Raw genomic sequence first — 14,923 nt, 5'->3', positions numbered from 1 at the left:
GGGCCCCCACGGCAATGCACGGCACAGTGCCATGACCTCTCTTCTCGACAGCCTGCTCGCGCCGATCGACGCGGAGACCTTCTTCCGGGACACCTTCGGCAAGAAGCACCTGCACGTGAAGGGCACGCCGGAGCGCACGGCGGCGATCATGACCCTGGGCGGCCTCAACTCCCTCATGTCCATGACCTCCGTGTGGTCGCCGCAGACCCTGAAGCTCTTCGTCGACCGCAACCCGGTGCCGGTGCCCGAGTACTGCGCCAAAGCGCTGGCCCTGGGCGGCGAGGCCCTGCGTCCCGACCCGGACAAGGTGCAGGACTGGATCGGCAAAGGCGCCTCGGTGATCCTCAACGACATCGATGCCCTGGCGCCGGGCGTGCGCCAGCTCGCCAACGAGCTGCAGGAAGCCACCGGCGGCAGAAGCCAGGCCAATCTCTATTTCTCCATGTCGCAGCACCAGGCCTTCGGCCCGCACTGCGACGTGCACGAGGTCTTCGCCGTGCACTGCAACGGCGAGAAGGTCTGGAACATCTACGAGAGCCGCGAGGACACGCCGATCAACCACCCGAGCTTCAACTTCGGCGACGCCGAGCGCGAACGCCGCGCCGGCAAGGTGGCCGAGCAGGTGCTGATGCAGCCGGGCGACCTGCTCTACATTCCGCGCGGCCTCTACCACGACGCGCTGGCCTCCGAGAACGGCGCCCTGCACATCGCCTTCGGCGTCACCCTGCCCAAGCCGCTGGACCTGCTGGCCATCATCTGGGAAGCCGCGGTGCAGGACCCGGAACTGCGCGCCGACCTGCCGCACAAGGCCGACGGCAAGACCCTGGAAAAGCTCTTGAAGAAGATGGGCAAGAAGGTCGAGGCCATCCTGTCTTCCAAGGCCGCGCTGACCTCCGCCGCCCAGGCGGTCGAGTCCTGGCCCTACGAATTCAAGAGCTACGACCTGGAGAGCCGGGTGAAGATCCCCTGCGCGCCGGCGCCCCAGGCGGCGAGTGAGGGCGAGAACTACCGCGTCAGCAAGAAGGTGCGCGTGGTGCAGCAGAACGGCCGGCCGATCCTCACCGACGGCAAGCAGCACGTCGAGGTGCCGGGCGACATCGCCAGCCAGGTCAGCTTCATCATGAGCCGCGACACGGTGAGCGCCGCGGCGCTGAAGACCCAGTTCCCCGAGATGACCGAAGCCGCCGTGGCCGAGCTGATCCAGAACATGAAGGCCATGCGCGCCATCGGGTGACGGCCGCGCTACCTGGTAATCCCAAAACCGCGCATTCCGGAAGGCGTCACGAACGGGGGCGCCCGATCGTCATGGGGGTATCAGACGCATATCCCGAGGACGAAGGAGCCCCATGATGATGAAAAGCGCCTGCACCATCGTTAATCCCCCGGAGCTTTACGACCCGGCGCCGAACGGCTACAGCCACGCGGTCGTCGCCACGGGCGGCAGCCGTATCGCCTACATCGCCGGCCAGGGCGGCGAGGACAAGGACGGCGCGCTGTCGCCGCGCTTTGCCGACCAGGTCGAACAGGCCTACGCCAACCTGCGCCGTGCCCTCGACGCCGTGGGCGCAAAGCCCGGTCAGGTGACGAAGATCACGACTTATGTCGTCGACTACGACCCCTCCAAGCTCGGCGTGATGACCGAAGCCGTGAAGCGGACCTTCGGCGCGGCCCTGCCGGCGCAGACGCTGGTGCCCGTGCCGCGCCTCGCCCTCGACGGCATGCTCTTCGAAGTCGATGCGGTGGCGGTGCTCGACTAGCCGCCGGACATACCGGGGCCGCAGCCGCTATCCGGTTGAACCGCCCCGCAAGAACGTGGCACTTTCAGCCGATGATCGCTGACGTGAACCTGCCCCTCATTCTGCTCGCCGCGCTGATCGCGACGGGCAGCCCCGGTCCGGCGACGCTGGCCATTGCCGGCACTTCCATGGCCTCCGGGCGACCTTATGGACTTGCCCTGGCCGCCGGCGTCACCACCGGCTCACTCACCTGGTCGATCGCTGCGGCGGCGGGCCTCAGCGTCGTCATGCTGGCAAACGCCTGGGCCTTCGAGATGATGCGCTACATCGGCGCGGGCTATCTGCTGTTTCTGGCGGTGAAGTCGGCGCGCGCCGCGCTGAGGCCCGACGCGCCGGCGGCGGCGAAGATCAAGGTGCCAACGCTCCGCGCCGCCTACCGCCGCGGCCTGCTGCTGCACCTGACCAATCCCAAGGCGATCCTCTTCTTCGGCGCGCTCTACTCGGTCGCTGTCCCGGCGAACACTTCGCCGGCGTCCCTCGCGCTCATCATCGCCGCCATTGGCCTGCAGAGCGTCCTCGTCTTCCACGGCTACGCGCTCTTGTTCTCCAGCCCGCCGATGACCGCGGGCTACGCGAAACTGCGCCGCTGGTTCGAGGCGGTCTTCGCTCTCGCCTTCGGCGCGGCGGGGCTCAAGATCCTCACCACGCGACTGGGCTAGGCCCCGTCGTCAGGCCGCATCCTGCCGGGCGGAAATCACCCCCAGCGTTGTTTGCGCAAGTGCGCCCCAGCGTTCGAAGGGCTGTGCACAATGCCCTGCACCTGACTGCTTTCCCATGGGCCCCGGGTTCTACCTGAGTGCCGGCGGATAGAGGCTTGCCGGGCGGATTTCCCCGGGCAGGACCGCCAGGCCCATCCGGCTTGCCGCTTCTTCGACCGCCAGCTGGGCCGCGCTCTGCGTCAACCCGGTGGCCGCCATGAACCGCTCAAGCCGGACCGGCCGCGTCCCCGAGTAGAGGATCGCTTCGGCGACCAACTGACCCCGAAAGACGCCGGCGGCAAGTTCCGACGTATCGACAGCCCGGTGGTGCAACCCCGCGTACTGCAGCGCGCGCACTTCGGGCACACCGAGCTCGCTCATCATCCGGGCAGCACTCAGCCCAAACTGCCGCTCCGCGGCGCTGCCCCGGCCCAAGGCCGCCTCCGCGTCCTGGATCAAGGCCAGCCGCTCGGCGGCGCCCGGCACCTGATTGCCGAGGTCGTGCATCGCCATCGCGCGCATCCGCTCGATTTCATCATTCGGGGCAAGCGGTGCTCGCTCGATGATGGTCGTGTCGAACTCGCCCGCCGCGGGCGGCGGCAGCGTATCCGAAAAGTCGTCGGGGATCGGCGCTGCCCCCTTTTCGCCCGGCGGGCGGACGGCGGCGGGCGATTCCACCTGGTCCGGGCCGGGCACTTCCAGGTCGAGCCGCTGCGTGGCCTCCGGCGGCATCTCGAGGTTCAGCCGGGCGGTCTCAAGAGACGTTTCACGGCCGCCGACTGCCGCAGGATTGGGCTCGACGTCGATTTCGATGCGGATGCCGGGCGGACCGGGGTCGGTTTGGCCGAGTCCATAGCGGCGCATGAAGGCTTCCCAAGTCTCCCCCTCCGCGCCGACCCGGAACCTCTTTCCCAGAGGCCAGAGCCGGCCGGGCTCGCCGAAAAAGGCAAAGCGGGCCGCCTTGACCCGATAGCCCGATTGTTCGATCAGGCTGCTCGCGTATTCGACGGAGCGGGTCTGCAGGATGAAATCGTCAAGGAGTCCCTCGGCCTGCAGATCGGCGAAACTTCTGCCGGGATGGTAGGTGTTGCGGAACCAGGTGAGCTGCGCGTTGGTCCGCGCGTTCAGGACCCATCCCATGTCGAGCCGGCGCAGCAGATTGCCGCCCTGGCCGGCATAGCCGATTCCCATCTCCTGCATGAACCGCAGCTGCGCGAAGAGGAATGCCGGCACGCCTTTCTCGGAAAGCGGCACCGGCAGGCCGATATCGATATGGCCGGGAATGTTGTCCCGGTAACCGCTGACGAAATCGAGCACGCCCGTCTCGGGATCGAAGCCGCGCAGAAGCGCATCCTCGTAGCCCCCCGGCGCGGCGATCTTCACATGATGCCCGCCGCTTTCGCGCGGCGTGACGGCGACAGCCCAGCCGTTGTCCTCCAGCAGTCCGGCGACCGCCCGGTTGCCCGGATCGGCCATGTCATAGAACGCTTCGCCGAGCGGCTGGCGGACGCGCGCCAGGCGAGCCTCGAGCGCGGCCTGGAAGGCCTCCCCCGTACTCTGCGGCGAAAAGCGCAGCAAGGCGAGCGCCTCGGCGCGGCGCCGCCCGCCCGCGGCCAGCGCCGTTTCGACCACTCCACGCGCTTCCCGGACCAGCCGGCGCAGGTCGGGCCGTACAGCCTCGACATCCGCAAGCGCCCGAAGTTCGCCGGTGAACGCCGTGTCCGCCAAACCGGCGGCCTGGTCCCGCGCGGCCCTGAACCGCTCGAGCGCCGCTAGCTGCACGGGCTCCAGCGCCGCGCCGGAGGATTCGCGCCGCAGGGCATAGGACAGAAACTCCGCCACGTCGGCCGCGTCCCGCGGATGGCCATGCAGAAGGAAGCTGTCCAGGTCGAAGTCGGCGGCATTCACGATGGCCGCGCCGCGCCGAACCGCGCGGTAGCGAGGGCCGGCGCGCAGCCTGCGGAACGCATTCGCCACGGCTGCGCGGGGCGACGCCAGCCGCGCCTTGAGCACGGCTTGCCCGGCATCGGCGACGCGCTTGGCGCTCGACTTGAGAAAGACGAGCATGTCGCCGCTCGCGACATCGCCGCCCAGGGTGACAAGAAACCCGATCGCCAGGTCGGTTCCGCTGTACTCCCTGGCTACGGCGGTCTCGAGCCGCGTGAGGCCGAGCACATCGGCGGCGCCGCGCGCAAAGGCGATCTCTTCCTGGCTCTCCAGGTATTTCGGCACCTCGGTGGCGGCATAGGCGGCCGCGTTGAATCCGGCAAGAATCACCGTGGCCGTCGCCCCCGCAGCCCCGGCCGGCAGGGTGGCGATGGAGATATACTGCAGCGCCTGCTGGGTATCTTCCTCCGACAGACGCTGATGCGCGCGCATCTGCCAGAGCTTACTCGCGACCTGCCGGATCCGGAGCCTGCCGTGATAGTCCGGCTCCCAGCGCAGCGGCGCATCCCCCGACAACCGCATCAGACGGGGGCGCAGCTGCGCTTCGACATTGTCGAAATGCGCGCCGACCAGCTCGACCAGTTCCCTGACGTCGCAAGCGTCCGTTTCGTCGGCGGTTGCGAGGCTCTCGCGGATCGTTTCGGCATAGGACCCGAGCGCGCTGCGCGTCGCCGCCACGATCCAGATCGGCACCTTCTTCGGATCGTCGATCCTGAGAAGCCCTCCGGAAGAGGAGTTGTCGAAATAAGTGAATCCAAAGGGCCCCGACGATCCATCCTGCATCGGAACCTCGATGCCGAGCCGCAGGCTGTTCAGCGGGTGGCCGCCACCCGCCGAGCCCCATCGGTAGGGGTTCGTCGCGATCCAGAAGGCGGCGACCTCGTAGCGGTCGGCCTCTGCCAGGCGGCGGTATTCTTTTATCCTCGCCTCGGCCTGGGTCACAAAGACGTGCCGCAGCATCAGAAGCGCGGCGTGATCACCCAGTTGGAAATTCGTTTCCAGGGTCTCGGAGGCGAACAGCGTGGTGACGAGCGAGAGGACCTTCCACCATTCAAAATGGAGGTCCTCTTCCAGGGTAGCGACAAAATCGAAATCCGACCCGTCCCAGTCGATCTCGCCGAGGTCGTCGTAGCAGGCATGCGCCGCCTTCAAGTGGTCCTTCCAGAGATAGCTCTGTCCGTTCTCCATCCGCCCCGGCGTCGTGTAAACCCGCGCCGCGGCCGGCGCCGGCGGGACAGAGATCAGCCCCGGATCGGCAATGGCGGCGAAGAGCCTGTCACCTTCCCCGATTGCGGCCGGCAGCACCGTCGTGCCCGGCGGCGGCGCTGCGCCGCTGCCGGTGCCGGCCGGCGGCAGGTAGATCGGGGCGCTGAGATAGAGGTGCGGATCTTTGGCATCGCGCATAACCGGGAGCGTGCGCCTGCCGGCGAACTGCAGGATCTCGGCGCCGTGGCCGAGCGTTATGTCGATCTTCTCGCGGGGGAGGACCAGATCACTGCGCAGCGCGACACGTACGACCTCCGGCGCGAAGAGCCTCTCTGTCGGCTCGTAGCCGGTACTGAGCCAGCGCAGAGGATCGGCTGTGTAGGTGAAGTTCCCTTCCACGTCGATCGTCAAGGTGCCGTATGCGCCACGGAAACTACCGGCCGTCACGACTTGCGGCCGGCCCGTTGAGTTCACCTCACCGCCGCGCAGGAAGCTCAGGCCCAGGCGCGCAAATCGCTCCCTGGTGTCCGGCGTCAGGACAAAAAACTCGGCACTCGACAGATCCCCCTCCAGGCTTTCGCCCGGGCGAACGGTGAGCGCCGTAGCGGCGGCCACACCGTCTTCAGCGGTCAAGGCGCTGGCCTCGACCCGAATGCGCGCGCGAGAGACCGTCTGATCGGGATTTTTGATGACCACGTCGAAACTGTCGAGCCGCCGGTCGGGAACCGCCGCAGGATCGATCGGCCGGACGAAGCGGATCTGCGCGCCGTTGTTGCCGAAGGCGAGCGTCCAGCCCGAAGCCGTTCCGTTCAACGCGAAGCGCTGCATGCCCGGCGTGATGCCGTCGCGCAGCGTTGCTTCGACGATCAGATAGTCGAGCGAAGCCGCCAGCTTCTTCGCGTCTTCGCGGCCCAGGTCGGCTTCGAGGCGTTCGGCCGTTTTCGCCCGCGCGTCAACGAAAGGCTCAAGGTGACCGGGAACCGACTTGAAGGTGCTGTCCGGGTCGATCACCCGGCCATAGGCGATGGAGGGTTCGAGCGAGACAAAGTCGACGGGATCGCTTCCAACCGCCGGCAGTTCGTAACCGGCAATCACGACAAAGCGGCGATCCTGTTCCCGCCGGTGGCGGTCATCCTGGAAGGGGTGCGGATTTAAGGGTTCCACCAGATCCCGGTTCCACCCGGTCTGCGGATCGAGCGCGAAAGCGGTGACGATCTGCGGCACCGGTCGGGTCCAGATCTCACCGCCCGACTGCCGGCCGCCGCCATCCGACAGCGTCTCGAAGATGCCGATACGGCCGAGGCCGTCGTGCGCCCTGCGGGTCAGCGGATCGGCCCGGTAATGCCAGCTGCCGCGCAGCGTCTGGAGGTCGGCCAGTGTCAGCTCCAGCGTGACCTCGGCCTCATCCGAAGGCCGGCGCGGGGCGAGCGGGACAGTCAGGCTGCTGTTGCCGATCGCAGCGGTGGCGGTGGCCGAGGTTTCGGGGACGACGATGTCGGTCACCGGGTAGTTGCGGCCGTCGGCGGCGGCGAAGGCGGGGCTCTGCCCGGAAAGCACGATTTTCAGATCGCTGCCCTGCCGTTCGAAGAGGGTCGAAACCAGCCGGTGCTCGGCGCCCGTTTTCGGGTGCCTGTAGATGACCTCGGCGGCCTGCGCCTCGACGTCAATCCGCGCACGGCCGTGAACGGGACCGAGCAGGTCGTCGACATACTGGGTCTGCCAGCGGCCGTTCCACTGCGCCGCGTCTGCTTCCTGCGCGGCGACAGAGGAGGTCGCGAGCAGCCATCCGAGCGCCCCCAGCAGCACGATGTCAGCGATCCGCATCGGGCGCCTCCTCCGCTGACGCGTCCCACAGGAAGTAGATGATCTCACTGCGCAGGACATTAGGCTGACCTTCGACTTTGTAGAGTCGAACGTCTTCCGGCGTGCCATCCGGTGCGCCGACCTCGGCCAGATAACTCCTCTGCCGCGCCTCGTTCTCAAGCCGCCCCTCGAGGTAGTAGGGCTTGCCGTACTCCGCGGGCCCCTCCACCGCCTGGAACTCGCCGCTTTCCAGGCGGACAAGGCGCAGCTTGATCTCTTCCTCCTCGATGGCGACAGCGGCGCAGTCGACCCCGTCCAGGGAACCGCCGAAGGGCGGCCAGGGATTGCGCCGGGCTTCCGCCCGGTCTTCCGGCGTTCCAGCCTGGCCGGAGACGACTTCGAAGCCGTCTTCGTCGACGATGGCTTCGCCCGTCCTGGTGCTGTGGACCATTCGCAGCAGGTAGAGGCCGGGGTCCAGCGACCCGATCCGGTATCCCGACAGACCACCGCTCTCATTGCGCAGCTGCTCGATCGGCGTGTCGTTGGGGGTCACGAGCCGCTCCCTCTCGATGGCACAGCCCGGCACATAGCCGCCGAGCCGATAGAGGCGAAGGGCGAGGTCGCCCTGCGCGTCCGCATGGGCGATCCGGGCAACGACATCCTGGCCGACGGCGAATCTATTGCCTCCGTCGAGCACCAGCCGGGCGCGGCCCTCGGCAGGCCGGACGTCGAAATGGAGCATGAACATCTGCGTCGACGCACTGAGCTCGACCCCGGCGGCGTAGTGCCCCGGCGGCAGCGGTGTCGCGACGTCCCAGACCTGCAGGTCTTTCAGCGCTTGCGGCGGCCGCTCATCGACGATCTCTCCCGGATGGGCGCCGGCGGGCAGGACGAAGACGCGCTGGCGCCCCCCCGACCCGCTGAGCAGCGGCGCTTCGAGGCGGTAGACCCGGAATGTCGCCTTGCCGCCGACAAGGGCAAGGGGGCCGCCGAGCCCGAACTCGACCGTCTGCCGCTTGCCCTCGAAGACCGTCAGGCCGGAATTCTCCGGATCGGTCTCACCGTTCAGCGCGAAATGAACGGGCGCGCGCAGATCCTCCTGACCGCCCAGCTCGAGCGCCAGCGTGTCGAGCACATAGCGGCCGTCTCCGGAATTGAGCAGCAGCCGGACCAGGTTCGCGCCCGGGCGAACCATCCAGGGGTCGATGCGGATGGATTGCCCCGGCGCCGCATCGAACTCCCGTTCGACCCCGCGGCTTTGCTTGTGGCCTCTGCCATCCTGGCCGATCGGGATCACTTCCAGCTCGTACCTTGGCAGCTCCGCTTGGGTCGCTGCGCGCGCAATCTTCGGGGCGTCGAAGATCACGTCGAAAGGCCGGCCGGCCGAAGGCGGCCGGTCACCGGCCAGGCGCAAGGCACCGGGGCGCTGGTCGACGGTCACCAACAGCCAGGCCTGTGCCAGTTCCTCCTTCCACGCCACCACGCTGAGCCGGTAGAAGCCGGGCGGCAGGACACCAAGATCGACCCGGCCGGTCGGATCGGCCAGATCGAAGCTGTCGATGCCGCCGCGCGCCATCACGCCGTCACCCCTCAGCAGGCGCGCCGCGGAACGAACCATGAGTTTGTGATAACTGCCGTTGCCGCTGTAGTTCGGATCGCTGGTCACGAAGGCGTCGGCAGGTATGGCTACATCGACTTCGACGTGGCTGCCGAAATTCAGGATGTTGCCGCAGCGGACCCGAATTATGCCCTGTGGATCCGCAGAGACGACCGGACCTGACGTGGCGAAGGTGGAAGCCCGCGCTGCACAGTCCGGGCCGTCGGCCGGCGGGGAGGTCTGGTCCTGCCCTGCGAGCCTGTCCTCAAGCGCCGCAAGCTCCTCTCGCAGCCTTGCATTCTTCGCTTCTGCGTCCGCTTCAGGCTCGTATGTGTCGTGGAATACGAAGGGCCCATCCGGGGGACGGCCGCCGGTCTTGCAGACCAGCTCCCCGGTCTGCGTATTCTTCCAGATCGTTCCGAAACCACAGGACGCGAACATGATCTCTTCCTTGAGGCGCGCAATCTCGTCCTCAAGACCGCCAGGCGCGGCGGCGGGGGCTTCCGCCTCCGCGACCTGTGAGACGCCGGCCTCGCCGTCGACGCCATGCCGGAAAGTTCGTCGCGGTGTAAGGACGGTCGCCTCGAACCAAACCGGATTTTCGGCCAGCTTCACGCCGACGGGCCCCTCGACTTCAAACCAGGTGCCGGGCGCCTTTTCAGGCAGGAGGTTGCTGATCCTCAGCCGGAAGCTGCGCGCCTCCCGGTCCCATTCGAGAAGGATCCTTTGGGGTCCGGATTGGCTGGCGTACTCGTGGCGGGTTTCGATCTGCGGCCAGGTCCGGGGATCCATGATCCCTTGAAACACCACCGTAAGGACGGCGCCGAGAGCCTCGCTGTTGGGTGCGGCGCCGCCGCCGATCCCGGAGAGGATCGTTGCCGCCGCGGCCATGTCTCTGTCCACGACAGCGGCATCGAGGGCCTTCTGCACCTGCGCGCTCTCCGCCGCAGCCATGTCTCTTGCCCTGCCCGCGAGGCCGGCGGCCGCAAGAACCTCCATGCCGCCCGATATTCTCGGAACGAGCGGCGTGAAGGGCCATGAGAAGGCGTCTTCGCGCTGCAGTATCGCCAGCGCGGCCTCACGCACGGCCTGTGGAATTTCTTCTTCCGGAACCGCCGCCAAGTGATCGTCGAGATCGCGCAGCAGATCCGCGGCGAGGACCGTCAATTCGGGGGGCGGCTCGGCAAGGGCTTTCGTCGACGGCAGGGAAAGACCGACAAAAACCGTCAGCACGACGGCAACCGCGCGGGCACCGATCGCGCACTTCCAGGTCGTCCGCACGGATCCGCTTCCCAAGAACGCCTCCCCCGGATGTCTCTTGCTGGTGACAGCGCGCACGCGACTCAATCAACATAGACGAAACCAGAGGTTAAGTTGAGTCGCTGTTGCATCTTGAAGAGGGCAACGCGCCGCGAGATACCCCGTCGGCCGCGGATTTGATCCGCACAGGTGGTCCGGCAAGCGTCACTCCGCGTGTCGGCGCAGCCCGGAAGCGGCAGATATCAAAGAGCTTTTCCGGGATAAGCTTGGTCAGACCAATCGGATCGGTTCCCCAATCCGATTGTTCCGATGCAGCTGCTGGTTTGTCACGGAAGGCCGGTCCAAGGCAACGGCGCGCCTGGCCGAGCTTGGCCTAAGCCGCGTCCTCCAGCGCCTTCACGCCGGGCAGGGCCTTGCCTTCCAGCCATTCCAGGAAGGCGCCGCCGGCGGCGCCCGCGACCTGCAGACATCGGTTGTCTATTGCGGCACTTGATCTGGCAGCCCCGCCGCGCGGAGATCTTCGAGCCAGGAGTGCTTGAGAGGCTCTACCAGGGGCCGTCGCGCCGCGTCGGTGATCGTGTAGTCGGCTCGCGTTTGCAGCAAAGCCACGATGGATGCACGCGCGTCCGGAAGATTGCCGAGCCTGACACTCACGGCGGCCGACAGCAGGTGTCTTGGCTTGCTGAGCTTGCGAAGCTCCGCCTGGGCATCCTCATGCCGCCCGGCCAGATAGTAGGCCCAGGCCAGGTTGGCCTTGTACCAGTCCGGTCCTTTCGGATCGAGGCGCATTGCCTGCTGCAGCCACTCGATCGCGTCGCCGGTCCTGCCGGAGTTGGCCAGGAGTTCGGCGAGGTCCGCCCGCGAAGTCGCATCATAAGGCACCAACTCAACAGCGGCCTTGGCTTCGGCGAGGGAAAGCTCGTAGTCCCCCTTACACCACTGAGCGAGCTTGGCCATCATCCAATGATTGAGCCAATTGTCGAAGCGGGAGGTCTGCGGCGCGAGAGAAGCTTCCCGACCCATCTGCCAGGCCTTCGCAAGATCCTGCTCGGGGTCCTCGCTCCAGCCGGCTTCGGCGGCGTGGCGGTAGCTGGCGGCGAGAGCGCGGCGCAGGCCCGCCGAATCCGGGAACTTCGCCAGGCCTTCCCGCCAGATTTCCCGCGCGCGCGTGTGTGCCTCGTAAGTGAACTGGAAATAGAACTGCTCGCCGCGCAGCAGATAGTCCTTCTCCCGCAGGCTGGACGGCGGCTTTGCCCAGGCCTGCCATTGCTCGTGGCGCTCGATGGCACCGGTGAACCCGACAAGCGACTCGTAGACTCTGCTTGCGATCTGCTGCTGCAAGGTAGCGAGGTCGGCCCCCTGTTCCTCGAAGCGCCTTGCCCAGACGTGCTGGCCAGTTTCGGACTCGATCAATTGCGCCGTAATGTGAACCGCCTCGCCGAACCTCTGCACGGCACCTTCAAGAAGATACTGAGCCCCCAGCTCTTCGCCCAGACGCCCGGCGTTGATCGCACTGTCATAGGAGAGGCTTTTCGCACGCGCCACGACGCGCAGGCCAGGGTGAGTCGCCAGCATCGCCGTTATCTCTTCGACCACGCCGCGCTCGAGATAGTCCTGCGCCGGGTCGTCGCTCACGTTGTCGAACCGCAAGACGGCGACCGACGGCAAGTCGCTGGCGGGAGGCCGCTGCCGGTCGAGAAACCAGAAGGCCGTACTGAACGACACAAGCAAGAGCGCCGCCGCAAAAGCGGCCGCAGCCCATCCCCGATTGCGCGTGCGGATCGGCCTGAATACCGTCCGGCCAGCCGCCCCATTGCCTGTACCGCGCTCTGGCGCAGCCATGTCGTCCGAGCGCGCGCCGGCTTCCTTGCCGCGCGCGATTAACTCCCGCAACGCTTCCGTCTCGGGCTCCGGCACCACGTCAAGCTCTGCGGCAAGAAGACTTCGCAACGTCTCGTATTGGCGCAGAGCGCTGCTGCGCTGATTCATGGCCCCGAGACACCGCATGACCTCGCGGTGAGCATCCTCCCGCAAAGAATCGATGTGCAGCGCCCGGCGCGCATGTTCGAGGGCAAGGCTGTGTCGTCCGGCCGCAGCCTGTGACGCTGCGAGGCTCAACATGGCGTCGAGCACTTGCTCGAGGAACTCGGCGCGACGGGCAATAAGCCAGTCTTCGAATGCCGCTGTGGGCGGCCGGAAGCCCTCGAGGAAGGGCCCGCGATACAGCTCGGTCGCCGCATTCAGCGACTCATTGTCGCGGCGGTCGATGGCGTTCCCGAACAGCCGCACATCGGCCATCAGGCAGTCTTTGCTCAAGGTGAGGCCGCATTCGTCGGCCCGGATCGCTTCGCCGTCGGCCAGCGCCTTGCGGCAGAGGTACACGGTCTGACGAAGGGCCTTGCGCGCTTCCTGCTCGTCACCCCCCGGGTTCAGCATCTCGGCCAGAACCTGTCGAGGGACGGGGCGGGACACAACCGAGAGATAGGCGAGCAACGCCTGCCCTCGCCAGGAGAGCGCAACCGGCTCTCCGTTTTCGCGTGTCAGCTGAAACTCGCCGAAAAGCTGCAGGAAGTGGGCCATGGCTGGCTCCCAACGTAGAGCCAAGCTTAGTGGGCGGGAACCACCATCGTCACGTCAAAAGATTCGCCGGCGGGGCGGCGGCGACGCCTTCGAGACGTCCGCGTGACGCGGATCGCGACGGACATGACCCAAGCTTGTCTTTCTTACGGCACAGCCTGCTGCGGAAGCTTTTGGGAGGATCACATGCCTGCGTTGACGACAGAACCGGCGATCGGTCGGCGAAACCGCCTTCCCTTTGCAACCGCCGCCCGCTTGATCGGCCTTTTCCTGGCGCTCCTGCTGACGCTCGGAACGGCTCAGGTCCGGGCCCACGACACCTTTGCGGATGGAGATCCGTCCAACGACTGGCTCAGAGGCCTTCGGAACCTGGACGCCGAGAAATGCTGCGACAAGAATGACTGCTATCCGGTGCAACCGGGCGCCTTGAAGTTGTCGCCGGACAACGAGTTCAAGGTGCAGATCTGGGGGCGCTGGTTCGCGGCGCCGCACCGCCACGTGCTGCAGCAAAACATCCCGGACGGCCGGGCTTGGGTCTGTCCGAAGTGGCGGTCAACGGCAGGCGGCTACTCCTACAGAGTGAAGGGTGTGCGCTGCCTGATCTTGCCGCCGATGATTTAGCGTCTGGAACCTCCTAGGCGTCCTCCAGCACCTTCACGCCGGGCAGGGTCTTGCCTTCCAGCCATTCCAGGAAGGCGCCGCCCGCGGTCGAGACGTAGGAGAAGTCGTCGATCACCCCGGCATGGGCCAGCGCCGCCACGGTGTCGCCGCCGCCGGCCACGGTCAGCAGCTTGCCGTCCCTGGTCAGCTGCGCCGCCGCCTGGGCCACGGAATTGGTCGCCGCATCGAAGGGCGGGATCTCGAAGGCGCCGAGCGGGCCGTTCCACACCAGGGTCGCGCAGTCGGTGAGACGCCGCGCCAGGTGCTCGGCCGTCGCCGGGCCGCAGTCGAGGATCATCTTGTCGGACGGTACGGCCTTCACCGAGACCGTCTCGTTGGCCGCGCCGGCCTTGAACTCGCTCGCCACCACCGCGTCGGTCGGCAGCACCACGTCGCAGCCGGCGGCCTTGGCCTTGCCGAGGATCTCCTTCGCCGTCTCCGCCAGGTCGTGCTCGCAGAGCGACTTGCCGACGTCGACGCCGACGGCGTTGAGGAAGGTGTTGGCCATGCCGCCGCCGATCACCAGCATGTCGACCTTGGCCACCAGGTTGCCCAACAAGTCGAGCTTGGTGGAGATCTTGGCGCCGCCGACGATGGCCGCCACCGGCCGCTTCGGCTTTTCCAGCGCCGCGGCCAGGTGCTCCAGCTCCGCCTGCATGAGGCGTCCCGCCGCCGCCGGCAGCAGGCGCGCCACGCCTTCCGTCGAGGCATGGGCGCGGTGCGCCGCCGAGAAGGCGTCGCTCACGTAGGCATCGCCCAGCGCCGCCAGCGCCTTGGCGAAGTCCGGGTCGTTGGCCTCCTCGCCGCCGTGGAAGCGCAGGTTCTCCAGCAGGGCGACGCCGCCGTCCTTCAACCCCTTGGCCACCGCCTCGGCGGGGGCACCGATGCAGTCCTCGGCGAAGGCGACCTCCTGGCCCAGCACCTGGGAGACGGCGGTCACCAGCGGCTTCAGCGACATCTCCGGGTTCGGCTTGCCCTTGGGCCGGCCGAAGTGAGAGAGCAGCAAGACCTTCGCCCCCTTGGCCGTCAGGTCCCTGATGGTCGGCGCCGCGCGCTCGATGCGCGTCGCGTCGCTTACCTTGCCCTCGGCCATGGGCACGTTGAAGTCGACACGGACCAGCACGGTCTTGCCGGCAACATCCAGGTCGTCAAGGGTCTTGAACTTCGGCATAGGGGGGCCTCGCTGAAATTGCCAGGAGATTGACAGGGCGGCGCGCCTTGAAGCGGCGGTTCTTTGGTCTGTTGAGCGGGCCGGAGTTTCGCCAAAAGCCGCGCCGCGGGCAAGCGGCAAGGGGATGATCTCTCTGCGGCCCAAGGTCGCGCCGGGTGCGCGCGGCCCGCAGCGCCACGGCGGCCGCGCCCGATCATAAAGTCAATGC

The 14,923-nt window shown here is 67.2% G+C and carries 8 protein-coding genes; 4 read left to right on the top strand and 4 right to left on the bottom strand.

Features of this window, described 5'->3' with window-relative positions; all coding sequences use genetic code 11:
- Window positions 1–31: 31 nt before the first annotated feature.
- The 3 genes from H7X47_RS02520 (at window position 32) to H7X47_RS02510 (ending at window position 2,455) form a co-directional block, all read left to right on the top strand.
- Window positions 32–1,234, top strand: coding sequence for a JmjC domain-containing protein (locus H7X47_RS02520; protein ID WP_193367024.1), 1,203 nt, complete (start codon window positions 32–34; stop codon window positions 1,232–1,234).
- A gap of 112 nt (window positions 1,235–1,346) precedes the next feature.
- Window positions 1,347–1,757 (top strand): RidA family protein, encoded by a 411-nt coding sequence (locus tag H7X47_RS02515; protein ID WP_193367023.1) that lies wholly within the window; start codon window positions 1,347–1,349, stop codon window positions 1,755–1,757.
- Window positions 1,758–1,828: 71 nt separating this feature from the next.
- On the top strand, window positions 1,829–2,455 hold the full coding sequence (locus tag H7X47_RS02510) for a LysE family transporter (RefSeq protein WP_193367022.1): 627 nt from the start codon (window positions 1,829–1,831) through the stop codon (window positions 2,453–2,455).
- 129 nt (window positions 2,456–2,584) lie between these two features.
- Here the strand turns inward: H7X47_RS02510 and H7X47_RS02505 are convergent, their stop codons facing one another.
- The 3 genes from H7X47_RS02505 to H7X47_RS02495 all read right to left on the bottom strand — a co-directional run bounded on the left by H7X47_RS02505 (window position 2,585) and on the right by H7X47_RS02495 (window position 12,887).
- On the bottom strand, window positions 2,585–7,471 hold the full coding sequence (locus tag H7X47_RS02505) for a hypothetical protein (protein WP_193367021.1): 4,887 nt from the start codon (window positions 7,469–7,471) through the stop codon (window positions 2,585–2,587).
- On the bottom strand, window positions 7,458–10,328 hold the full coding sequence (locus H7X47_RS02500) for a hypothetical protein (RefSeq protein WP_193367020.1): 2,871 nt from the start codon (window positions 10,326–10,328) through the stop codon (window positions 7,458–7,460). Before H7X47_RS02500 ends, H7X47_RS02505 begins: the two co-directional genes overlap by 14 nt.
- A gap of 456 nt (window positions 10,329–10,784) precedes the next feature.
- Entirely contained in the window at window positions 10,785–12,887 is a 2,103-nt protein-coding gene (locus H7X47_RS02495; protein ID WP_193367019.1) for a BTAD domain-containing putative transcriptional regulator, read from the bottom strand.
- 183 nt (window positions 12,888–13,070) lie between these two features.
- On the opposite strand from H7X47_RS02495, the gene H7X47_RS02490 reads away from it, so the two are divergent.
- The gene (locus H7X47_RS02490) at window positions 13,071–13,505 is read left to right on the top strand and encodes a hypothetical protein (protein ID WP_193367018.1); all 435 of its coding nucleotides are present in this window, start codon (window positions 13,071–13,073) and stop codon (window positions 13,503–13,505) included.
- 13 nt (window positions 13,506–13,518) lie between these two features.
- On the opposite strand, the gene H7X47_RS02485 is transcribed toward H7X47_RS02490, so the two are convergent.
- Window positions 13,519–14,715 (bottom strand): phosphoglycerate kinase, encoded by a 1,197-nt coding sequence (locus H7X47_RS02485; protein ID WP_193367017.1) that lies wholly within the window; start codon window positions 14,713–14,715, stop codon window positions 13,519–13,521.
- Window positions 14,716–14,923 lie beyond the last annotated feature (208 nt).

This window comes from Pelagibius marinus (genome assembly GCF_014925385.1).
Classification (GTDB): Bacteria; Pseudomonadota; Alphaproteobacteria; order Kiloniellales; family Kiloniellaceae; genus Pelagibius; species Pelagibius marinus.
The sequence above is the reverse complement of the archived record's forward strand: the minus strand, read 5'-3'. Positions and strand labels throughout refer to the sequence as shown.

Excerpts from the sequence above, each read along its gene's own strand:
- H7X47_RS02510 (WP_193367022.1), top strand. The coding sequence starts at position 1,829 with ATGATCGCTGACGTGAACCTGCCCCTCATTCTGCTCGCCGCGCTGATC.
- H7X47_RS02520 (WP_193367024.1), top strand. The coding sequence starts at position 32 with ATGACCTCTCTTCTCGACAGCCTGCTCGCGCCGATCGACGCGGAGACC.
- H7X47_RS02485 (WP_193367017.1), bottom strand. The coding sequence starts at position 14,715 with ATGCCGAAGTTCAAGACCCTTGACGACCTGGATGTTGCCGGCAAGACC.
- H7X47_RS02490 (WP_193367018.1), top strand. The coding sequence starts at position 13,071 with ATGCCTGCGTTGACGACAGAACCGGCGATCGGTCGGCGAAACCGCCTT.
- H7X47_RS02495 (WP_193367019.1), bottom strand. The coding sequence starts at position 12,887 with ATGGCCCACTTCCTGCAGCTTTTCGGCGAGTTTCAGCTGACACGCGAA.
- H7X47_RS02515 (WP_193367023.1), top strand. The coding sequence starts at position 1,347 with ATGATGATGAAAAGCGCCTGCACCATCGTTAATCCCCCGGAGCTTTAC.
- H7X47_RS02505 (WP_193367021.1), bottom strand. The coding sequence starts at position 7,471 with ATGCGGATCGCTGACATCGTGCTGCTGGGGGCGCTCGGATGGCTGCTC.